The sequence below is a fragment of the Sphingomonas sp. Sph1(2015) genome (genome assembly GCF_001970915.1).
In the GTDB taxonomy this organism is placed as follows: domain Bacteria; phylum Pseudomonadota; class Alphaproteobacteria; order Sphingomonadales; family Sphingomonadaceae; genus Sphingomonas; species Sphingomonas parapaucimobilis.
Genome location: NZ_MQUI01000015.1, coordinates 50,630 through 72,139, shown reverse-complemented (window position 1 = coordinate 72,139; position 21,510 = coordinate 50,630). Strand labels below are relative to the sequence as shown.

Below are 21,510 nucleotides of genomic sequence, written 5' to 3'. Positions count from 1 at the left end.
ACGTTGCCTAGAATCGATGCGAGCCCCTCCCCTTCAGGGGAGGGGCTGGGGCGGGGCCTCACCGCGAACGCCGTGCTCGCCGCAACGCCCCACCCCCGGCCCCTCCCCTGAAGGGGAGGGGAGATTCAGTCCTACTTACGCCGCGTTCGGCAGACAGCCCGGTCCCTTCGCCCCCGCCGCCTTGTAGGTCAGCACGAACTCCTGATGGCCCAGCGCTTCCGACTTGGTCTGCGCGCCGCCCGACACCGCGACGATCAGGTCGACGATCTCCACACCTACTTCATCCAGCGTCGCGTCGCCGTACAGGATGCGCCCGGCATTCACGTCCATGTCGCCCTCCATCCGGGCATACATTTCCGGGTTCGCCGCCACCTTGATGACAGGCGAGATGGCCGATCCGACCACCGAGCCACGCCCGGTCACGAACAGGTTGATATGCGCGCCGCACGCGATCAGTTCGCCGATCTCGGCATTGTCGACGATGTTGGGGAAGCCGAACTTGGGGTCGCCCGCGGGCACCACGTCGAGCAGGTACAGCCCCGGCCCCGGTGCCTGTTCGGCGGGCAGGATGACGCCGGTGATCGGACGGCTGCCCGACTTGGCATAGGCGCCTGCCGACTTCTCTTCCTGGCTCGAAAGGCCGCCCTCGGCATTGCCGGGCGCGAAGCTGCCATAGCCCATGGCGCGATAATAACGCTCGGCCTGCGCGACCGAGGCGATCAGGTCCTGCGCGACCTCCGGCGTGGCGGCGCGCTCGGCCATATGGCCCTCGCACCCGATCATCTCGCCGGTTTCCTCGAAGATGCAGATCGCGCCCGCATCATAGAGCGTGTCGAAGGCGCGGCCGACCGCCGGGTTGCCGGTGATGCCGCTGGTCCCGTCCGACCCGCCGCAGATGGTGCCGATCACCAGTTCGGACAGCGCCATGGGCACGCGCACCGCTTGCGCATCCGCCGCCGCCCGGACGCGCTCGACGGCGGCGATCCCTGCCTCCATCGCGCCGCGCGTGCCGCCCGACTGCTGGATGACGATCGTCTCGACCGGGCGGCCCTGCTCGCGCACATTGGCGGCCAGCGCCTCGCGGTTGAAGCTCTCGCAGCCCAGCGACAACAGGACGACGCCGCCGACATTGGGGTGCGTGGTCAGCGCCTTCATCATCGCCAGCGCATAGTCATTGGGGTAGCAGCCGGGAAAGCCGATCAGCTGCACACGCGGGTCGTCCATCCGGTCGACGATCCGCCGCGCGACATGATGCGCGCATTCGACGAGGTAGACGACGACGATCGCGTCGCGAATGCCCTTGCGGCCGTCGGGGCGCGCCCAGGCCTGCCAGGTCCGCCCGGTCGTCATGCCCGTGTTCATGCGTGATCTCCGTGCGCGTCGCGCAGGTGCGCGGGGATATAGTCGCTTTGCATGTTGTGCATATGGACCCAGCCACCGGCGGGCGCGTCATGCGTCATCGATCCGATCGGCATGCCGTATTTGATGACCTTGTCGCCGGCCGCCAGTGCCACGACCGCCAGCTTGTGGCCCAGCGCGACGCGTTCGGTGACGGTCAGCGAATGGCCATCGACCAGGATATGCTCGCCCGGCTCGACCGTGCGGCAGCAGACCGCGACATTGTCGGTCGGGGTCAGCCGGATGGCGGCGACGCTCATGCCCCCTCTCCCGGCAGGGGCGCGTCGGGACGGACCAAGCCCTGGTCACGCAGTTCCGTCCAGAAGGCGGACGGGATGGGTTCGGCGTAAAGTCGCATCGTGTCGGATACCTGTTGCGGATCGGCGATACCGGGAATGACGCTGGCCACCAGCGGATGGGCCAGCACGAAGGCGAGCGCGGCGGCGGGCAGCGAAACATGGTGCCGCGCGGCCACCGCCTCCAGCGCGCGGACCTTGGTCAGCACCGCCTCGGGCGCGGGGGCGTAGTTATAGCGTCCGGCGGCCGCACTGCCGGTCGCCAGGATGCCGCTGTTGTAGGGACCGCCGACCACGATCGACGTGCCCGCCGCCGCGCAGGCGGGGAACAGCGCATCGAGCGCACCCTGTTCCAGCAGGGTGTAGCGCCCGGCGAGCAGAATCACGTCGAACCGCGCCGCCTCCATCAGGTCCAGGCAGACCTCGACCTCGTTCACGCCCAGCCCGAAGCCCGAGATCGCACCCTGGTCGCGCAAGCTCTCCAGCGCGCGGAACCCGCCGCCCGTTATCAACTGCTCGCAATAGCGCGCATCGGCCTCGCCATGCGTGACCCGGCCGATGTCGTGGACGAACAGCATATCGACGCGCGCCAGACCAAGCCGTTGCAGGCTGTGCTCATGGCTGCGCAGGATGCCGTCATAGCTATAGTCGTAGCGCGGGCTGAACGGCATGGCGGAGTGGAAGCCGTCGCGCTCGCGGTCGTCGGTGATGCTGGCGTCCGGGTCCATCAGCCGCCCGACCTTGGTCGAGACGATCACGTCGCCCCGCCCCCGCAGCGCGTCACCGAGCCGCCGCTCGCTCAGGCCCCGGCCATAATGCGGCGCGGTATCGAAATAGCGGAAACCGGCCGACAGCGCGGCGTCCAGCGTCACGGCGGCACTGGCATCGTCGATCGCGGCATAGAGATTGCCCATCGCCGCCGCACCAAAGCCCAGCTCGGGCAAGGCACAGTCGGTCCGGCCCATCTTGCGACGGGGAATGTCGGTCATAGGTTCAGGCCCAGTCGATAGATCCGGTTGGCATTGCGCCCCCACAGGTCGCGCCGTTCGTCATCGGAAAAGCCGCTCAACAATGTCTCGTATGTGCCAAGCGTGCGATCGAGATCGGCGGCAAGCCGGTCGGTCGGGAAGTTGGTCGCGACCATCACGCGGGACGTGCCGAAGCGATCGATCACCTCAGCCACGATGTCCGCGAAATGGACCGGATCGAAACGCGGCCCGACAAAGCCCGCCCCCGACAGCTTGATTGCCGCATGGGGCATGGCGGCAAAGGCGACCAGCCCGGCACGCCATTCCTCCAGCCCGTCCGCCGGGATGGGCAAGGCGAGGTGGTTGAGGATGACCGGCACCTCGATATGCTGCGCCGCGACCTCCGCCAGTCCCGCCAGTTGCGCGGGAAAGCCATGGAAATCATAGCTCAGCCCATAGCGACCAAGCAGCGCATAACCCGCCCGCCAGCGTGGATCGCGGGTCAGGTCACGCTCATAGGCCCGGCGCGCGGGGTCGGTCGGATGCCAGTTGATGAGGTGGCGGATGCCCTTCACCCGTGGCTGAGCCGCCTGCCACGCCAATTGCGCCTCGACCGCCGGATGGTCGAGTTCGACCCGCGCGACGATGCCGCCGGGCAGTCCGTCCTCATCCGCGACCGTGTTCAGCCAGATCGTCTCGTCCGCGCCCTGGTCGGGATGCGCGCCCGCATCGACATGCACCGCACCCGCCGGATTCCACGCCGCCAGCTCCGCCCGATAATCGGCGATCCGATAGCTGGCGGCGATCGGCGCCGTCTCGGGCGCGTCCAGCCATGGGTAGCGCAGCACGGCGTGATCCCACAGGTGGAAATGCGCGTCGACAAAAGGCGGGCGCGTGTGCGTCACGCCATCGTCCACCCGCCGTCGATGGCGTGCAGCTGGCCGGTGGTATAGGCGCTCTCGTCCGAGGCGAGGTAAAGCGCGAGCGATGCGACCTCCTCGGCCCGGCCCAGCCGCCCCATGGGCTGGCGCGCGACAAAGGCGGCACGCGCCGCCTCCGCATCGCCGGTCGCGGCCAGTCGCTCGTCGAGGCTGGGCGACTGGACGGTGCCGGGGCAGATCGCGTTGCAGCGAATGCCCTTGCCGACATAGTCGAGGGCGACCGACCGGGTGATCCCCGCCACCGCCGCCTTGGAGGCACAATAGGCATAGCGGTTGCCGACGCCGATGATCGCGCCCGCGACCGAGGCCATGTTGACGATCGAGCCGCCCCCTTGCGCGATCATCGCGGGCACGAAGGCCTGGAGCATATGGGTGATCGCATGGACGTTCAGGTCGAAGGACAGGCGATATCCGCCGTCCTGCGTCGCCAGCAGGTCGCCCGCATCGACATAGCCCGCGCAGTTGAACAGCACATCGACCGCGCCCGTCCGCTCGCCGAACGCCGCGATAGCCGCCGGATCGGTCAGGTCCAGTGTCTCGGTCGTACAGCCCCGAAGGCTGGCCAGCGCGTCGGCGTTGCGATCGACCGCGATCACCTGCGCGCCCTCGGCGGCGAACAGCTCGGCGGCGGCGCGACCGATCCCCTGTCCGGCGCCCGTCACGATCGCCCGCTTACCCTGCAGACGGTTCATCAATCTCTCTCCTTACGGCGGCCCATCATCAGGGCGAATATCATCACGACCACAAAGCTGGCGGTCGGGACCAGCATGGCGCTGGTAATGCCGGCATGGTCGGACACCAAGCCCATCAGCGCGGTCAGCCCCGCGCCGCCGATGATCGCCATCACGATCAGCGACGCCCCCGCCCGGCGCAGCGGCCCCAACCCCTCGATCCCGAGCGCGAAGATCGTCGGGAACTGGATCGACATGAAGAAGCTGGCCGCGACCAGCGCGATCAGCCCCGGCCAGCCGCCGAGCACGGCCGCCACGGCGGTCAGCAGCACGGAAAGCCCCGCGAACAGCGTCAGCAGCTTCACCGGCGCGGCGCGGCCCATCAGCGCGCTGCCCAGGAAACGCCCGGCGGCGAACAGCACCAGCGAGACGAACAGCGCATCCGCGCCACCCCGCTCGTTCAGCCCGACATTGGCCTGCGCATAGCGGATCGTGTAGCTCCAGACGCCGACCTGCGCGCCGACATAGAAGAACTGCGCGACGACCGCGCCCATCAGGCGCGGCTGGCGGAACACGTCGACGAAGCGGCCGCTGCGCCCCCCATCCTCCGCCCGCACCGGCGCGCCAGTGGGGAAGCGGACCAAGGCGGCAGCCACGGCGAACAGCAACACGACGATCGCGATCGCGACATAGGGCGGTGCGATGGCCTGTACCTCGGCCTTGTAGAAGGCGGTGCGCGCGGCGGCGTCCATCGTGGCGAGCGCGCGCTCGTCATGCTCGATGCCCGACAGGATGAAGAAGCGCCCGATCAGGATGCCGGTGATCGCGCCCAGCGGATTGGCTGCCTGCGCCCAGTTGAGCCGCCGGGTCGCCCCCGCCGGATCGCCCAGCTCACCCATCAGCGGATTGGCCGAGGTTTCGAGAAAGGCCAGGCCCGCCGCGATCACGAACAGGCCGAGCAGGAACAGTTGGTACAGGCTCGCCGCCGCCGCCGGATAGAAGAGCAGCGCGCCCGTGCCATAGAGCGTCAGCCCCAGCACGATCGCCGCCTTGTACCCATAACGGCGCATCACCATCGAGGCGGGCACCGCGAGCAGGAAATAGCCGAGATAGAAGACCTGCTGGACAAAGCTGGTGCCGAAATCGCTGAGCGTGAAGGCCTTGTGAAATTGCGCGATCAGGATGTCGTTAAGGTTGTTCGCCATCCCCCACAGGAAGAACAGGCTGACCGTGATGATCAGCGCGGGGAGATAACCGCGCGCGACCGTGCCGCCTTGGCCTGCGGCGTCACCGCCCTGCCCCGTCACGGCCCTGGGGGGTAGATCGACAGGCAGGGCCATCAGCCATGTCCTCGCTTATGCCGTCCCGTGCCAAGTGCCGCCATGACGACTCCTTCTCCATGAAAGTCTTATTTTATGAGCGCGACTCTATGGTGGAGGCAGGGTTGATGGCAAGCGCTATCGGAGGAGTTCCGCCGGGGATGCGATTGATGCGAGAAGATATAACAAGCGGATACGGGCGCAATCTCCCCTCCCCTTCAGGGGAGGGGCCGGGGGTGGGGCGCTTCCGCGAGCGCGGTATCAAATGGCGAGGCCCCACCCCAACCCCTCCCCTGAAGGGGAGGGGCGAAATCAAGATAGACTCAAGCTCCGCAAATCGGGGACCTTAGGCGTGACCGCGCACCGACTCGCCCAGCATGGTGAAGAAGCCGCGCGCCACGCCGCAGGTCGCGACATCCCATTCGGGATGCCATTGCACCGCCAGCACGTCCGCGCCGCAGCCGGGCGCGCGGAACGCCTCGATCAGTCCGTCTTCGGCATCGCGTGCCTCGACCACCAGGCCATAGCCCAGCCGGTCGACACCCTGCTGGTGGACCGAATTGACCTCGACCCGGCGATGTCCGCTGCGCCCGGCCAGCGCGCCGCCGGGCATCAGGTCGACCGGATGGTGATGGCCGAACAGCGTGTCGTAATCGCCCTCCCACGATCCGCGATGATGGCGCGGCAGGCCGCCGAGGCAGGTCAGCGAGCCGCCGAACAGCACGTTGATTTCCTGCATCCCCCGGCAGATGCCGAACACCGTCTTGCCGCGCTCGATCATCCGCCCGGCCAGCGCCAGCGCAACCGAGTCCCGCTGCGGGTCGCAGGCTTGCGGGGCCAGTTCGGCGCAATCGCCATATTGCGCGGGCGCGACATGCGACCGTCCGCCGGTCAGCAGCAGCCCGTCGAGCATGTCGGCCATCAGCGCAGTGTCGACCGCTTCCGGCACGGCGGGGACGATCAGCACGCTGGCACCACACAGCTGGACCAGCGGATCGATGAAGCGCGTCGCCACCGCCTGGATAGGGCGGTTCGACACCTCATTGCCGCACATCAGGCCGATGACCGGTTTGCGCCCCTGCTTCATGCCGTCCCCTCCAATTCCTGCCGCAGCGCCCGCCCCTCGGCGCGTGGCAGGGCCAGCGCCTCGGGCTGGACGAGCACGCTGTCCGGCTCGACATCGGTCAGCAGCCAGACATTGCCCCCGATCACCGAGCGCGCTCCGATCGTCACCCGCCCCAGGATCGTCGCGCCCGCATAGATGATGACGTCATCCTCGACGATGGGATGGCGCGCAAAGCGGTCGCGCGGGGAGCGCGGCGCGGTGCCCAGTGCCGAGCGCGCGCCCAGCGTCACATGCTGATAGACGCGCACCCGCTCGCCGATGATCGCGGTCTCGCCGACGACGACGCCGGTGCCATGGTCGATGAAGAAGTGCCGCCCGATGGTCGCGCCCGGATGGATGTCGATTCCGGTCCGCTCATTGGCCAGTTCGGAGATCATCCGCGCCACGATCGGCGCGCCCAGCGCGTTCAGCTCATGCGCGATACGGTGGTGCAGGCTGGCGACGGCGCCGGGATAGCAGAGCAGGATTTCGTCGACGCTGCGTGCGGCGGGATCGGCCAGGAACGCCGCCTCGACATCGCTGTCGATCAGTTCGCGCACCTGCGGCAGCGTCGCGCCGAACAGCCGCGACACCAGCGCCGCCTGCTCGGGCGGGAAGGCCGCATCGACATCCTTCTGCCAATAGGCCAGCTCCGCGCCGATCTCGCGTTCCAAGGCGGTCAGCGCGGCGAGCAGCTTGGCGGCGACGAAGCGATCCTCCTCCTGCACACCGCCGCGAAAATGGCCCAGGCGGCGCGGATAGAGCGCGGCGGCGACCAGCGCGACGACATCCTCGACCCCGCTGCGCGACGGAAAACGCTCGACATCGCGGCCCGCATCCTGCCGCACCCGCCAGCCATGCCGGGCGGTGCGCAACGCCGATACGATGCCGTCGATGCCCGTCGGGGCATGACCCAGCGCGGGGGTATCCGTCGTCAGCCGTCCGGTCGTCATATGCGATCCTCCGACCTCCATCATATCCCATTTGCCAAGTGGGATATAACAGATTTGCTACGGTCCCATAAAGCGCCAGCTTTGCTTAACGTCAGGTTGCGCAAGGGCGGAGGCCGGTCCATGGTCCGCCCGCCACCATGGCTTGGCCCGGCGGGAGGGAGCCCGCGGGGCCGATCATCCCCCCCCGGCCCTTCCCGGAGCAATCGATGACGACGCCGCGCCAGACGACGCTGACCCGTTTCCTGATCGAGGAGCAGCGCCGCTCCGAAGAGACCTGCCCCGCCGAACTCCGCCTGCTGATCGAAACCGTCGCGCGCGCGTGCAAGGCGGTGAACCAGGCCATCTCCAAGGGCGCGCTCGGCGATGTGCTCGGCAGCCTGGGCAGCGAGAATGTGCAGGGCGAGGTCCAGAAGAAGCTGGACGTGATCGCCAACGACCTGCTGCTCGACGCGAACGAATGGGGCGGGCATCTGGCGGCGATGGCGTCGGAGGAGATGGAGACGATCCACCGCATCCCCAACCGCTTCCCGCGCGGCGAATATCTGTTGCTGTTCGATCCCATCGACGGGTCGAGCAATGTCGATGTCGACCTGTCGGTCGGTACCATCTTCTCGGTCCTGCGCGCGCCCGAGGATTGCGCGGGTCGCGAAGTGACCGAGGCCGATTTCCTCCAGCCCGGCCGCGCGCAGGTGGCGGCGGGCTATGCCATTTACGGCCCGCAGACGCTGCTGGTCCTGACGGTCGGCACCGGCGTCTATGAATTCACGCTCGACCGCGAGATCGGCTCGTGGCGGCTGACCGACGGGCCGATGCGTATTCCGACGGGCACGAAGGAATTCGCGATCAACATGGCGCGCCGCCGCCAATGGTCGCCCGGCATTGCCCGCTATATCGAGGAGCGCATCCTGGGCACCGAGGGGCCGCTGGGCGAGGATTACAATATGCGCTGGACCGCCTCGATGGTGGCGGACGTCCACCGCATCCTGAAGCGCGGCGGGGTGTTCCTGTATCCGGGCGACCACCGCAAGGACGGCAAGGCCAAGCTGCGTTTGCTCTATGAAGCGAACCCGATGAGCTTCCTGATCGAGCAGGCGGGCGGCGCGTCGATCGACGGGGCCATTCCGATCATGGAGGTCGAGGCGGTCGGCCTGCACCAGCGCGTCGGCGTGGTGCTGGGCGATCCCGAAGAGGTGGCGCTGATCGCGGATTATGGGCGGACGGGGTAAGGCTTTGTTCCCCGGGGCGGCGGAGGAGGAGGGAACTTCTACCTACCTCCGTTCAGCCTGAGCGTAGTCGAAGGCCAAGGGAAACCCCTGCGGCAGGGTCCGGGGCGTGCACTTCGACTTCGCTCAGCGCGAACGGAGGTGAGGTTTATGAGGCGGTAAGCCCCACCGATTCCCGCACCACCAGCTCGAAATTCACCACCCGGTCCTCCACCACCCGCGAGCGCAGCGCCGCCAGCACCTGCTCGACCGCGCGAAAGGCCATGTCGCCGACCGGCTGGCGGATCACGGTCAGCGGTGGCCAGAGCCGCGCCGCGATCGCGGTGTCGTCGAATCCGGTGACCGCCAGTTCGTCCGGCAGCCGCAGGCCCCGGCGAGACGCCTCACCGATCAGCCCCGCCGCCATGTCGTCGCTGCTGCACAGGATCGCGCTTGGCCGGTCGGGCCGGTCGAGCAGTTCCTGCCCCGCCGCCGCGCCCGCCGCCGGATCGAACCCGGCGCGCACGACCAGTGCGGGATCATAGGCCAGGCCGCCCGCCGCCAGCCCATCGAGAAAGCCCGCCAGCCGCTCGTCGGCGACCGAGAAATGCTGCGGCCCCGCCAGGAAGCCGATGCGGCGATGCCCGGCCTTCACGACATGCGCGGTCATCGCCGCCATCGCCGCGCGATTGTCGATCCGCACGGTCGCCATGTCGGGCATGGTCTGCCCCGTCGCGATCGCCGCCGCCGCGACGCCCAGTTCCTCGAACAGGCCCGATCCGCTCAGCAATTCGGCAAAGGGGGGCAGCAGCAGCACCGCCGCCGCGCCGCTCTGCACCAGCGTGCGCAGCGCCGCCTCGGCCGACGCGCGGGTCAGCCCTTCCTCGGCCTGGGCGATGAATTGCAGGCCCCTCGCATTGCTCGCCCGCAGCGCACCGAGCAGCACCGAGTCGATGAACGGCGTTCCCTTGTCGCTGTATAAAAGGCCCAAAGTCGTCGCCCGCGCCTTGGCCAGCCGCCGCGCCGCGACATTGGGGACATAGCCCAGCGCCTCGATCGCCGCGAGCACGGCGTCGCGTGTCGCGGGGCTGACCCGGCCTGCGCCGTTGATGACGTTGGACACGGTCATCGCCGACACCCCCGCCCGCTCGCCGACCGCGCGGATGGTGACGCCTTCGGGGCGTTTGGTAGGGATGGAGGGCTTTGCGGTGGACGAGGTCAAAGAAAAGCGCCCCTCCCCTTCAGGGGAGGGGATGGGGGTGGGGCGCTTCCGCAGGCGGAACGCACTTGGTGAGGCCCCACCCCAACCCCTCCCCTGAAGGGGAGGGACTTTGCCCAGATCAACCCGACGGCCTCCAACCTCAGACGGCCCCCGCCTTCAACCCCTTGACCGCGTGGTCCGCCGCCCGCGCGGTCAGCGCCATGAAGGTCAGCGAGGGGTTCACGCACGACACCGACGCCATCTGCGCCCCGTCTGTCACATAGAGGTTGGACGCATCATGCGCCTGGCTCCACTTGTTCAGCACCGACTGGCGCGGATCGGCGCCCATGCGCGCGCCGCCCATTTCGTGGATCGCGTCGCCGGGCACATGCTCGGACTCGCCGCTGGTCACGTGCTTCAGGCCCGCCGCACGCAGCATCGCCTCGCCCTCGCGCCTGGCGTCGGCCATCATCTTCAACTCGTTGTCGCGGAAGGTCACGTCGAACCTCATCAGCGGCACACCGAAGCGATCGACCTTGCTGGAATGCAGCGACACGCGATTATCCTCGTAAGGCAGGCACTCGCCGAACGCCCCCATGCTGAACTGCCACGGGCCATAGCGGCGCATCCCATGCTTCATCTCCGCCCCGAAGCCGACCGGCTTGGCGGCGTTGCGATAGGCCGAACCCTGATAGCCATAACCGCGCCGGAACCCCAGCCCCTCGTCGCCCTTCAGGTTGCGGAAGCGCGGCACATAGACCCCGCCCGGACGACGGCCATATTCGATCAGGTCGTCCATGCCCGGAATCTCGCCCGACACGCCGACGCGGAAGATATGGTCCATGACATAGCGGCCCAGCGTCCCGCTCGAATCGAAATGGCTGCGCTCCGAGCCGGGCGCGCGCGAGTTCATCAGGATCTGCACCGACGCCATGGCCGAGGCGCAGACAAAGACGAGATTCGCCTGGACCGTCTGTGCCTGCCCGGTCTTGGCATCGACATAGCGGACGCCGGTGACTTTCTTCTTGGCGGGGTCATAGTCGATCCCCGTCACCACCGCATCCGACTGAAGCGTCAGCCGCCCGGTCGCGCGCGCGGCAGGCAGCGTCACGGCTTGCGTCGAGAAATAGGCGCCGAAGGAGCACCCATTGCCGCACTGGTTGCGGAACTGGCATTTCGTGCGGTTCTGGTCGGGCTTGTCCTCGGTCATGTTGGACAGGCGGGTGTGGATCAGCTTGCGGCCCGGAAACTGACCTTCCAGCCGCTCCTTCAGCCATTTCTCCGCGACGTTCATCGGCATCGGCGGCTGGAACTCGCTATCCGGCAGATAGGGTAGATTCTCCCGCGAGCCCGAGACACCGATATATTTCTCGACATAGGAATACCAGGGCGCGACATCCTCGTAACGGATCGGCCAGTCGGCGGCGACGCCCTCGCGCTTGTTCGCCTCGAAATCATCCGCGCTCCAGCGGAAGGACCAGCGCCCCCAGATCAGCGACTTGCCGCCAACCGCCGCGGGACGGATCCAGTAGAATTTGCTCCCCTCGTCATAGGCATAGGGGTTCAGCCGGTCGTCATTGTAGAATTTCTGGTTGCTGGGGGCGACATAACCCTGCTTGGCGATGAAATAATCGCTCTCCAGCAAGGGCTTTGGCATGATGTTGCGCGCGGGCACCTCGAACGGCGGCTTGCCGTCATAGGGATAGCCCTCGCCATGCTCGACCATGACGCCGCGGTCGAGCATCAGCACGCGCAGGCCCTTTTCGGTCAGTTCCTTGGCGGCGAAACCGCCGCTGATCCCCGACCCGATCACGATCGCGTCGAAACGGTTCGTCGCCGCCATGGCTGTCCTCCCTATATCGTTCTTGTCGTTTTAGAATCGAAGCGCTTTCAGCGTCCGGTAGCTGGTCGTGATGTCGGGCAGATAGGGCGCGGGCGCCTGGTCGTTCTCGACATAGAAATGCTTCACGCCCGCCAGGCCATTGAGCTTGAAGAGCGAGGCGAAGTCGATCTTGCCCGCACCCACCGCCGTCATGCTGCCGTCGGCGCGCGCGTCCTTGACGTGATAGGCATAGATGCGCCCGGCCAGCCGCCGGATCAGCGCCGCCGCATCCTCGCCCGCATGGATCGCCCAGTACAGATCGATCTCGACCTTCACGAGTGTCGGATCGGTGCCCTTGAGCAACCGGTCGTACAGGCTGATGCCGCCGGGCTTGTTGGTGAATTCGAAGTCGTGATTGTGATAGGCGAAGCCCAGCCCCGCCGCCTTCAACTGCGCGGCAAAGCGATTGATGTTGGGCAGCGCCGCGTTCCAGCCCGCCTCGGTCCGATGCCGATCGATCATGTACGGCAGAATGATGGTATCCGAACCCAGCGTCCTGGCCATCGCGACGCACTTGTCGAACTTGCCGAGCAGCAACTCATAGGGGACATGGATCGATGGCGCCTTCAGCCCCAGCCGGTCCTGCGTACGGCGGAGCATGGCATGATCCATCGCGTCATAGCCGCCCCCGCCATATTCGACTTCGCGATAGCCGATCTTGGCCACCGCCTCCAGGGTCTTGACCGGATCGGCCGCGAACAGCTCGCGGATCGTATAGAGCTGGAGCCCGATGGCGCCGAGCTTCGCGGCCTGCGCCATGCCCGGCAGCATCGCCGCCGCGCTGAAGCCCAGCCCCGCGCCCATGAGAGAACGACGATCGATCATGCCGAATACACCTTGTTGACCTTGGAATAGGGATAGGCGCCGTCATATTCGCCCGGCACCGGCAGATATTCGCGCTCCTGCGTGATGCCGATCTCCGACGTGTAGTAGCCGGTGATGACCAGCTGCCGAAACGGCTCGAAGAAGGCGCGGCCCTCGGGCAGCACGCCCTCCATCGCCTCGGTCAGCAGCGTGTCCTGTTGCGCGGGGCTAGCCTTGGCGGCGGGCACCTTGTTGACGCTCTGGCTGCGCGCCTCGATCGCGTTCAGCCCGGCGATGATCGGCACCCGGTCGGCGGGCAGCGACCAGTCGGCCAGCATCTTTTCGATAAAGGCGGGCACCCCGGCCGCGATCGCACCGGGCGTGTCGGTGGTCGGGATCACGCGGTCGGCCAGCGCGGTCATCGTCGCGCGCTGGACGGGGGTGAAGACGGCGACGCTGGGCGGGCCGTCGGAGATGACGGGGATGGTGCCGCGCGCCTGCTCCACCGCGCCCGCCGCCCGGGCGATGGGTGCGAACAGCGCGGAGCCGAACATGGCGGTGATCCCCGCCAGGGCATGTCTGCGGTCGATATGGGGGGTCATCGGGCATCCTCCGGCAGGTCCTGCGCGATCGCCTCGGGCGGCAGCGGGCGGACCCAGATATTGCGGAACGAGACGGGCGAGTCGTGATCCTGAAGCTGGATCGGCGCGGCATCGCCATGCGCCTGGTATTTTTCGACCTGTCGCCAGATGGTGGTGCCCAGCATCGCCTGATGATTCTGCACCACCACGCCGTTCAGCAACGCGGTGACATAGGCGGGCCGCAGCAGCTTGCCGTCCGCCGCGAAGCGTGGCCGCTCGAAGATGATGTCGTAGCTCTGCCACTGGCCGGGTTTGCGCGCGGCGTTCACCAGCGGCGGCTTCCAGGCATAGACCGCACCGACCTGCCCATCGGCATAGGTCGGGTTGTCATAGCCGTCGAGGATCTGCACCTCGTAGCGCTGCATGAACCAGATGCCGCTATTGCCGCGATCCTGGGAGCTTTTCTGCGGCGGGTTGGGCGAGCGGAATTCGAGGTGAAGCTGGACGTCGCCGAAGCTCTGCTTGCTGACCAGCACGCTCTCGGCCTTGCCGTCGCGCGGGGGCACGGTCATCGCGCCGTCTTTCAATAGCCATGGCTTGCCGCTGGGCGTCCAGGCGTCCATCGAGCGCCCGTCGAACAACACCACCGCGTCGGACGGCGCACCGCCGGGCAGCGCGGCGGGCGTGACGACCTTCGGCGTGGGCCGGTCGGGGTCATGGACATGCCATTTTCCACCGGGCAGCATCGGCGTGTCGCGAAAGCCCATGCCCGGCTTGTCCGCCTGCTGACCCTGGGCCACCGCACCACTCGCCACGGCCAATGCGATCAACGATAGCATCCGCATCGCTCCCCTCCTCATGTTCTCGGATCGATCGCGCGATAGGCGGCGATCAGCTTCTCTTCGCCCGCCCGCCCTTCGACCGAATTGCCATGCTCCATGCCGATCACCCCGGCATAGCCCTGGGCCTTCAGGAAGCGGCAGATGTTGGCGTAATTAATCTCGCCGCTGCCCGGCTCGTTACGGCCCGGATTGTCGCCGAACTGGATATAGCCGATCTCGTCCCAGCATAGCTTCATGGTCGGGATCAGGTTCCCCGACTGGATCTGCTCGTGATAGAGGTCGGCCAGCACCTTCACGCCGGGGCTGTTCGCCCCGCGCGCCACCGCATAGCCCTCCGCGATCGACTGCATGAAGACGCCCGGATGGTTGGTCCGCGTGTTGAGCGGCTCCATCACCAGCGCCATCCCGTGCGGCGCGACGATGTCGCCCGCGCGGCGCGTCACGTCGATGATCCGGCCCATCTGGATCGCGGGGTGCAGCTTCTTGTCCATGAAACCGGTGACGACCGTCATCCGCGTCGCGCCGACCCGCTTGGCGACATCGACCGCGCTGGTCACGTCCGCCAGAAAAGCCTGCCGTTCGCCCTCGTCGTCACCGCCCAGCAGGGGGCGCGATTCCGACCATTTGGGCATCGAGGCGACGAACACGCCCATCGTCATCTTCCGGTCGCGCAATGCCTTGGCGATCGCCTCCTGCTCGGCCACGGGGCGGAGGCGGTATTCATTGTCCTCCCACGCCCAGAAGCCCTGATCGGCGGCATAGGCGATCTGCTCGACCGAGCTGTCGCCCCGGCTGGCGAAGCTGCCCAGATGCGGCGCGAAGCCGAGGGTAAAACGCGCGGCATTCGAGGACTTGCCCGATTTCCGGCCCGCCAGCGCGGCGGCGGGGACAGCGGCGGCCAGGCCACCCATCACGGTACGACGCGACCAGTTCATGCGACAGTCTCCGCAACAGAGCGATGGGGACGACGGCGCTCGGCCAACCAGATGCCACCGAATACGAACAACAGGATCACCGGCACGATGGCGAGCCGCGCAAAGGACTGCGACGCCGCCGCATCCTCGACCTGGCGCAGCGCTTCGCCAGTCAGCCGCTTGAACGCCTCCGGCCCGCCCGCCAGCTCGACCTTGGCCGCGTCGAACATCGCGCCCAGGCGCGGCAGGACGAAGAAGCTGGCGAGAGCCCCCGCCGATCCGACCAGGCCCAGCGCCCAGGCGCCGCCGCGCGGATAGCGTTCCGCGACCGAGGCCAGCATGGTCGGCCACATCGCACAGACGCCCAGCCCCCAGACGGTCGAGGCCAGCACCGCCGCCACCGGCGACTGGGCGCGCGACAGCAGGAACAGGCCGATGCCTGCCATCAGGCTCGACACCCAGAGCAGCCCCGGATTGGACAGCCGCCCCGCGATCCGCCCGGCAAAGTGGCGGAACACGAACATCAGCGCGCTGACATAGACGAGCAGCAGGATACCGCGCATCCCCACCCGGCTGCTAAGCGCCACGTCGAGCCACTGGCCCGGCGCGAGTTCGGACGCGGCGGTCAGGAACATCGCGGCGAACCAGACGAAGAAGCTGGGCCGCTTGAAGACTTCGGCGATCATGCCGCCAAAGCCGACGTCTTTCACCGCGCGCGGGACAGGCGGAAAGCGCGTGGTCGCCGCCATCACCAGCACGCCCAGCGCGGGGATCAGCACCAGCGCCATGATCGCCTGCCACGACAGGACTTCGGCCAGCAGCACGCCCGCCAGCCCGCCGACGATCAGCCCGCCGGGATACCAGGCATGGAGCACGTTCAGCCGGTGCGTGGTCTCCTCCGGGTAGAGCCGCGCGGTCAGCGGATTGATCGACGCCTCGGCCAGCCCCCAGCCGATGCCGCTCAAGAGCATTCCGCCCCAGACGATGTGATAGACTCCCATGCCGGTTGCGACATGGCCCGCCCCGATGATCGCGCCCGTGCCGAGCAGGAAGCACAGCCCACAGCCGATCAGCATCTGCCGCGCGCCGATCCGGTCGAGCAGCGCGCTCGCCACGAACAAAGTCGCTGCAAAGCCGAGGAATGCCGATCCCAGCGCCGATCCGATCAGTTCCCCCGCCTCGACCGGCGCGATGGGATCGATCCACTCCGCCTTCAGGCTGCTCGCCACCGCCGCGCGCAAGGCCGCGCTCGCCGCGGCCGTGAACAACGCCAGCACGCTCAGCCAGAACAGACGCGACCGATTGTCCGGTATCGCTTCCATGCCCCTCTCCCGCTTATGTTTTTTGTCAGACTTTACCTTCCGGGGCGGATGGTCAAGTCCTTGCAATCGTTAAAGTCCCAGCCAACGCCGATTGGTGGCCGGATCGCCGCCACCGGCGAAATCGTCGAAGGCGCGCTCGGCGCGACGGATCATATGCGCGGCGATGAAGGGCGCCCCCTCCCGCGCGCCGTCCTCCGGGTGCTTCAGGCAGCATTCCCATTCCAGCACCGCCCAACCGGCGTAACCATATTGGGTGAGCTTCGAGAAAATGCCGCCGAAATCCACCTGCCCGTCGCCCAGCGAACGGAAGCGCCCGGGCCGGTCGACCCAATCGCCATAGCTGCCATAGACGCCCGCGCGGCCGGTCGGATTGAACTCGGCATCCTTGACGTGGAACATGCGGATGCGGTCGTGGTAAAAGTCGATGAACTGCAGATAATCCATCGCCTGCAGCACGAAATGGCTGGGGTCGTAGAGGATATTGGCCCGCGCATGGCCGCCGACCGAGTCCAGGAACCGCTCGAAGGTCGTGCCGTCGTGCAGGTCCTCGCCGGGATGCAGCTCGTAGCAGAGGTCGACGCCCTCTTCCTCGAACGCATCGAGGATCGGGCGCCAGCGCTTGCCCAGTTCGGCAAAGCCTTCCGCGACCAGTCCGGCGGGCCGCTGCGGCCAGGGATAGACGAAGGGCCAGAGGAGCGCGCCCGAAAAGGTCGCGTGCGCCTTCAGCCCCAACCGCCGACTGGCCTTGGCGGCGTAATGGAGTTGCTGCACCGCCCATTGCTGGCGCTCGGCCGGCTTGCCCCGCACCGCCTCCGGCGCGAAGCCGTCAAAGGCGGCATCATAGGCCGGGTGGACCGCGACAAGCTGCCCCTGCAAATGGGTCGACAGCTCGGTGATCGCCACCCCCGCCTCGGCACAGCGCCCGGCGAGGTCGTCGCAATAATCCTGGCTTTCGGCCGCCAGCTTCAGGTCGATGCAGCGGGCATCCCAGGTTGGGATCTGCACACCCTCATAGCCCGCCTCCGCCATCCAGCGCGCCGCCGAATCGAGCGTGTCGAACGGCGCGGCGTCGCCCATGAACTGCGCCAGGAAGATGCCCGGCCCGCGCATGGCCCCCGCCGCCGTCACTTGCTGGTCTCTGCCTTGAGATAGGCGATCAGCGCGGCGCGCTTGGCCGGATCGGCGACGCCGATCGGCATCCGCGTGCCCGGCACCTTCTTCATCGGTGCGGCGATGAACTCATTGAGAGTCTTGTCATCCCATTTCAGCCCGGACGCCTTCATCGCGGGCGAATAGTTGAAGCCTGCGACCGAGCCCGCCTGGCGTCCGATTACGCCGTTCAGATTGGGACCGACACCGTTACGCCCGCCCTTGTTCAGCGTGTGGCAGGCCCGGCACGCGGCAAAGGCCTGCGCGCCTGCGGCGGGGGCGGTCTGCGCGGTGGACGGCGCCTGTACGGCCACGATCCCGGCGACCAGGGCCGGTACGGCGGCGGCCAGCCCGATGAGCTGCCTCATCCTCTCTCTCCCGAAATTTTCTTGCCCAGACTCGCTGGTTGTTGACTGAGTTTACCGCTAAACCGACGCCATGCAAGCACCGATTATCGCGTTATAAGCGATTGGGATGACAGGAGAGAGGATGATGGCGGGACGGAAACTGCGGCTGGCCATGGCAGGCGGCGGCGAAGGCGCGTTCATCGGGGGCGTGCACCGGATGGCGGCGGCGCTGGACGGCGACTGGGACCTGGTCGCGGGCACGTTCAGCAGCGATGCGGCGCGCAACCGGCGGAGCGGTGAGCAGCTGGGCCTCTCCCCCGACCGGGTGCATGATTCGATCGACGCGCTGCTGGCCGACGAACGTGCGCGGCCCAAGGACGAGCAGGTCGATGCGGTAGCGATCGTCACCCCCAACCACCTCCACGCGCCGATGGCGATCGCCGCCTTGAACGCCGGTTTCCCCGTGTTCAGCGAAAAGCCGATGGCGATGAACCTCGCCGAAGCCCGCGCCATCGCCGAAGCGGCGCGCGCGTCGGGCCAGCTCTATGCGCTGGCCTTCACCTATAGCGGCTATCCGATGGTCGAGGAGGCGCGGGCACGGGTCGCGCGCGGCGATTTCGGGGCGATCCGGCTGGTCCATGTCGAATATGTCCAGGGCTGGCTCAGCAGCCCGCTGGATCGCGAGGGCAACAAACAGGCCGAGTGGCGCACCGATCCGGCGCGCGCGGGGCTGGGCGGGGCGCTGGGCGATATCGGCACCCACGCCTTCCAGCTGGCCGAGCATGTCGCGGGGCTGCGGGTCGAGGCGCTGTCGGCGGACGTGACGACGCATGTCGCGGGGCGGATGCTCGACGACGACGTCAACGTCCTGCTCCGCTTCGCCGAGGGTGCGCGCGGCACGTTGCGCGCGACGCAGGTGGCGGCGGGCGAGGAAAACGGCCTGCGCCTGCGCATCCATGGCGAGAAGGGCGGGCTGGAATGGTCGCAGATGGAGCCGAACACGCTGACCCTGCGCTGGCTCGACCGCCCCGCCGAGATCGTCCGCGCCGGAGGGCCGGGCCTCAGCCCCACCACCCTGCCCCGCCTGCGTACCCCCTCGGGCCATCCTGAAGGGTATATCGAGGCGTTCGGGAACCTCTATCGCGCGGTGGCAGGGTCCTTGCGGGATGGTGACGCGACCAACGACCAAGTACCGGGCGAGGCGAACTGGTATCCGGGGCTGGAGCCGGGACTGCGCACCATGGCGTTCGTCGAGGCGGTGCTGGACAGCGCGAAGTCGCAGGAGAAATGGACGGCGTTTCCCGTGGTAGACGCGGCGATGCTGAGCGGATAGCCTGATCCCCATCGGGGGGAGAGAAACATGCGGTCTTGGTACATGGTCGTCGGTCTGGCGCTGCTCGCGGGTCCGGCGTCGGCGCAAGGGTCGAGCGATCCGGCGATCCTGAAGCTCGTCCAGTCGTTCAACGACGCGCGCAACCGCTTCGATGCGAAGGCACTCGATGGCCTGTTGGCGGCGGACTATATCGAGGTCTCGCCGCGGGGCGAGATCGACCGGCGACCGGAGGTCCTCACCTTCTACGCGCCCGAAAAGGCGAGCCAGGTGCCACCCATGAGCTTTCAGACGCAGGACGTGCGCCGACATGGTGACAGCGCGATCGTCATCGGCTCGGTCGACTATACGCTGCCCAGTCCCAATGGCGGCACGGTCACGCGCAGCGTGCGCGTGACCTATGTCGAGCAGCGGGTCGGCCGGGAATGGAAGATGGTGTCGGCCCAATATACCGGCATCCAGCCACCCAAACCCGCCTCCTGATCGGAGGCTGCATCGCCTCAGGCCGCTGCGCGTCCTCGCACGACGCCGATGGCACCGGCCAGAACCGCCGCATCCTCGGCAAAGCCCGTCTTGGTCTGGCCGTAGCGGCCCAGCGCCGCCATCCGCCCGCGCCAGCCGGGATAGGACGCGGCGACCGCCGTCACGCCGCCGATCGCAGCGCCCAGCCAGCGATGCTTCGGGCTGGCCAGCGCCGCGCCCGCAATGGCCGAGGTCGTGAAACGGGCGACCAGTCCGATGGGGACGATGCGGTTCGGCGCGGTCTTCTGCTTGTCGCCCGCCATCTCGCCGATCGCGAGGGCCAGCGTGCCCGCCGCGACGACGGGGTTGGCCAGCCAGCGGAGCACGCCCTTGCCCACCGGCAACTGCCCGCGCGCCGCCGCGATCGACACGGCGGCGAGCGGCGTCATCGCGCGCTGGCCGCCGACCAGACCCATTTTGAACGGCGCGAGCAGATGGGCAGGCAGGGGAGCGGACATGGCATTGACCTCATGAGCGAAAATCAGGCCGCGACAACGCACGCCCCCCGCCGCCGGGTTCCCCCCTTCCCCACCGCCCCCAGATTTTGGCATGATGGCACCCATGATCCGCATCCTGATGACCGCCGCGCTGCTGGCGCTGCCCGCCTGCTCCTCCCACGACCAGCCGCAGGGGTTGAGCGCGGCGGAGAATGACCAGCTGAACGATGCCGCCGCGATGCTCGACGCCAATGCGGTCGATCTGAACGCGATGGCACCTTCGGGCGTTGGGGAGGAAAATCCCATCGAAAACGAAAGCTGATACGCCATGACCGACATGCCGCTTCGCCGCCTGGGCTCGACCGACCTGATGATCGCGCCGCTGGTGCTGGGCGGCAATGTCTTTGGCTGGACGGCCGACCGCGCGGCCAGCTTTGCCGTGCTCGACGCCTTTGTCGATCAGGGCGGCGTGATGATCGATACGGCAGATGTCTATTCCGCCTGGGTCGACGGGCATCAGGGCGGCGAATCCGAGGCGATGATCGGCCACTGGCTGAAGGCCAGCGGCAAGCGCGACCGGGTGCTGATCGCGACGAAGGTCGGGATGCTGCCTGGCGAAGGCGGTGAGAAACTGGCCCCCGCCCGGATCACGGCGGCGGCGGAAGCGTCGCTCAAGCGGCTCGGCACCGACCGGATCGATCTCTATTTCGCGCACCAGGACGACGAGGACCAGCCGCAGGAGGCGGTCATGGAGGCCTTTGCCAGACTGGTCGAGGCGGGCAAGGTGCGGGTGATCGGCGCATCCAACTTCCACGCCGCGCGGCTGAAATCGGCGAACGAAGCCGCGCGCGACGCCGGGCTGCCGCGCTATCATGTCCTGCAGCCCGAATATAATCTGGTCAGCCGCCACAAGTTCGAGGGCGAGTTACAGGATTACTGCGTGACGGAGAATGTCGGCGTCGTCCCCTATTACGGGCTCGCCGCCGGGTTCCTGACCGGCAAGTACCGCAGCGACGCCGACCTGTCGCAAAGCGTGCGCGGCGCGAAGATGGGCGAGCTGCTGCATGGCAAGGGGGCCGCGGTGCTGGCGGCGCTGGACGCGGTGGCGGAGGAGACCGGGGCCACCCCGGCCCAGGTCGCGCTCGCCTGGCTGATGGCGCAGCCCGGCGTCACCGCGCCCATCGCCAGCGCGACCAGCGTGAAGCAGCTGTCCGAGCTGACGCCCGCCATGCGCCTGTCCCTGTCGGAGGCGCAGCTGGCCCGGCTCACGGACAGTGGCGCCTGACGCTCCCATGAACGCCGAATGACACCGAATCCGGAACAGAC

Annotated in this window: 23 protein-coding genes; 5 read left to right on the top strand and 18 right to left on the bottom strand. The window is 67.8% G+C overall.

The features are described 5' to 3' along the window. Positions 1-135: 135 nt before the first annotated feature. The 8 genes from BSZ14_RS08500 to epsC form a co-directional block, all read right to left on the bottom strand. A complete protein-coding gene (locus tag BSZ14_RS08500; RefSeq protein ID WP_083748177.1) occupies positions 136-1,362 on the bottom strand; it encodes a UxaA family hydrolase in 1,227 nt (408 codons plus the stop codon). Next, positions 1,359-1,658: a UxaA family hydrolase gene (locus BSZ14_RS08495; RefSeq protein ID WP_076710585.1), complete on the bottom strand. Its 300-nt coding sequence runs from the start codon at positions 1,656-1,658 to the stop codon at positions 1,359-1,361. Before BSZ14_RS08495 ends, BSZ14_RS08500 begins: the two co-directional genes overlap by 4 nt. After that, positions 1,655-2,683 carry an aldo/keto reductase gene (locus tag BSZ14_RS08490; RefSeq protein WP_076710584.1) on the bottom strand — a complete coding sequence of 343 codons (1,029 nt, stop codon included), beginning with the start codon at positions 2,681-2,683 and terminating at the stop codon, positions 1,655-1,657. Before BSZ14_RS08490 ends, BSZ14_RS08495 begins: the two co-directional genes overlap by 4 nt. Next, a complete protein-coding gene (locus tag BSZ14_RS08485; protein WP_076710604.1) occupies positions 2,680-3,567 on the bottom strand; it encodes an amidohydrolase family protein in 888 nt (295 codons plus the stop codon). The genes BSZ14_RS08490 and BSZ14_RS08485 overlap by 4 nt, the downstream gene beginning before the upstream one ends. Further along, a complete protein-coding gene (locus BSZ14_RS08480) occupies positions 3,564-4,295 on the bottom strand; it encodes an SDR family oxidoreductase (protein ID WP_042485866.1) in 732 nt (243 codons plus the stop codon). The genes BSZ14_RS08485 and BSZ14_RS08480 overlap by 4 nt, the downstream gene beginning before the upstream one ends. Then, on the bottom strand, positions 4,295-5,614 hold the full coding sequence (fucP, locus tag BSZ14_RS08475; RefSeq protein WP_076710583.1) for an L-fucose:H+ symporter permease: 1,320 nt from the start codon (positions 5,612-5,614) through the stop codon (positions 4,295-4,297). The genes BSZ14_RS08480 and fucP overlap by 1 nt, the downstream gene beginning before the upstream one ends. A 325-nt stretch (positions 5,615-5,939) precedes the next feature. Next, positions 5,940-6,680, bottom strand: coding sequence for a gamma-glutamyl-gamma-aminobutyrate hydrolase family protein (locus BSZ14_RS08470; RefSeq protein ID WP_198930481.1), 741 nt, complete (start codon positions 6,678-6,680; stop codon positions 5,940-5,942). Beyond that, a complete protein-coding gene (gene epsC / locus BSZ14_RS08465; protein WP_076710603.1) occupies positions 6,677-7,651 on the bottom strand; it encodes a serine O-acetyltransferase EpsC in 975 nt (324 codons plus the stop codon). The genes BSZ14_RS08470 and epsC overlap by 4 nt, the downstream gene beginning before the upstream one ends. Before the next feature lie 206 nt (positions 7,652-7,857). Between epsC and BSZ14_RS08460 the strand changes: the two genes are divergently transcribed. After that, positions 7,858-8,877, top strand: coding sequence for a class 1 fructose-bisphosphatase (locus tag BSZ14_RS08460; RefSeq protein WP_042485872.1), 1,020 nt, complete (start codon positions 7,858-7,860; stop codon positions 8,875-8,877). A gap of 145 nt (positions 8,878-9,022) precedes the next feature. Here the strand turns inward: BSZ14_RS08460 and BSZ14_RS08455 are convergent, their stop codons facing one another. The 9 genes from BSZ14_RS08455 to BSZ14_RS08415 form a co-directional block, all read right to left on the bottom strand. Then, on the bottom strand, positions 9,023-10,075 hold the full coding sequence (locus BSZ14_RS08455) for a LacI family DNA-binding transcriptional regulator (RefSeq protein ID WP_083748176.1): 1,053 nt from the start codon (positions 10,073-10,075) through the stop codon (positions 9,023-9,025). 139 nt (positions 10,076-10,214) lie between these two features. Further along, positions 10,215-11,897 carry a GMC family oxidoreductase gene (locus BSZ14_RS08450; RefSeq protein WP_076710582.1) on the bottom strand — a complete coding sequence of 561 codons (1,683 nt, stop codon included), beginning with the start codon at positions 11,895-11,897 and terminating at the stop codon, positions 10,215-10,217. A 30-nt stretch (positions 11,898-11,927) separates the two neighbouring features. Continuing rightward, a complete protein-coding gene (locus BSZ14_RS08445) occupies positions 11,928-12,761 on the bottom strand; it encodes a sugar phosphate isomerase/epimerase family protein (protein ID WP_076710581.1) in 834 nt (277 codons plus the stop codon). Beyond that, positions 12,758-13,342, bottom strand: a complete 585-nt coding sequence (locus BSZ14_RS08440; protein ID WP_042485880.1) for a gluconate 2-dehydrogenase subunit 3 family protein — start codon at positions 13,340-13,342, stop codon at positions 12,758-12,760. The genes BSZ14_RS08445 and BSZ14_RS08440 overlap by 4 nt, the downstream gene beginning before the upstream one ends. Continuing rightward, positions 13,339-14,160, bottom strand: a complete 822-nt coding sequence (locus BSZ14_RS08435) for a 3-keto-disaccharide hydrolase (RefSeq protein WP_338012082.1) — start codon at positions 14,158-14,160, stop codon at positions 13,339-13,341. The genes BSZ14_RS08440 and BSZ14_RS08435 overlap by 4 nt, the downstream gene beginning before the upstream one ends. Before the next feature lie 17 nt (positions 14,161-14,177). Continuing rightward, positions 14,178-15,098, bottom strand: coding sequence for a hydroxypyruvate isomerase family protein (locus BSZ14_RS08430; protein WP_076710579.1), 921 nt, complete (start codon positions 15,096-15,098; stop codon positions 14,178-14,180). After that, positions 15,095-16,399: an MFS transporter gene (locus tag BSZ14_RS08425; protein WP_042485887.1), complete on the bottom strand. Its 1,305-nt coding sequence runs from the start codon at positions 16,397-16,399 to the stop codon at positions 15,095-15,097. The genes BSZ14_RS08430 and BSZ14_RS08425 overlap by 4 nt, the downstream gene beginning before the upstream one ends. A gap of 69 nt (positions 16,400-16,468) precedes the next feature. Continuing rightward, complete coding sequence (locus BSZ14_RS08420; RefSeq protein WP_076710600.1) at positions 16,469-17,509, bottom strand: sugar phosphate isomerase/epimerase family protein; 1,041 nt, start codon at positions 17,507-17,509, stop codon at positions 16,469-16,471. Positions 17,510-17,523: 14 nt separating this feature from the next. Further along, positions 17,524-17,916, bottom strand: a complete 393-nt coding sequence (locus BSZ14_RS08415) for a c-type cytochrome (RefSeq protein ID WP_076710578.1) — start codon at positions 17,914-17,916, stop codon at positions 17,524-17,526. A 124-nt stretch (positions 17,917-18,040) separates the two neighbouring features. Between BSZ14_RS08415 and BSZ14_RS08410 the strand changes: the two genes are divergently transcribed. Together BSZ14_RS08410 and BSZ14_RS08405 are read left to right on the top strand one after the other, a co-directional pair. Continuing rightward, entirely contained in the window at positions 18,041-19,228 is a 1,188-nt protein-coding gene (locus BSZ14_RS08410) for a Gfo/Idh/MocA family protein (protein WP_076710599.1), read from the top strand. A gap of 27 nt (positions 19,229-19,255) precedes the next feature. Beyond that, complete coding sequence (locus BSZ14_RS08405) at positions 19,256-19,708, top strand: nuclear transport factor 2 family protein (RefSeq protein ID WP_083748174.1); 453 nt, start codon at positions 19,256-19,258, stop codon at positions 19,706-19,708. Positions 19,709-19,725: 17 nt separating this feature from the next. Here the strand turns inward: BSZ14_RS08405 and BSZ14_RS08400 are convergent, their stop codons facing one another. Next, on the bottom strand, positions 19,726-20,205 hold the full coding sequence (locus BSZ14_RS08400; protein ID WP_198930480.1) for a DUF4126 family protein: 480 nt from the start codon (positions 20,203-20,205) through the stop codon (positions 19,726-19,728). Positions 20,206-20,299: 94 nt separating this feature from the next. Between BSZ14_RS08400 and BSZ14_RS08395 the strand changes: the two genes are divergently transcribed. Together BSZ14_RS08395 and BSZ14_RS08390 are read left to right on the top strand one after the other, a co-directional pair. Continuing rightward, positions 20,300-20,506, top strand: coding sequence for a hypothetical protein (locus BSZ14_RS08395; protein ID WP_206744334.1), 207 nt, complete (start codon positions 20,300-20,302; stop codon positions 20,504-20,506). 6 nt (positions 20,507-20,512) lie between these two features. Continuing rightward, the gene (locus BSZ14_RS08390) at positions 20,513-21,469 is read left to right on the top strand and encodes an aldo/keto reductase (protein WP_076710576.1); all 957 of its coding nucleotides are present in this window, start codon (positions 20,513-20,515) and stop codon (positions 21,467-21,469) included. Positions 21,470-21,510: the final 41 nt, after the last annotated feature.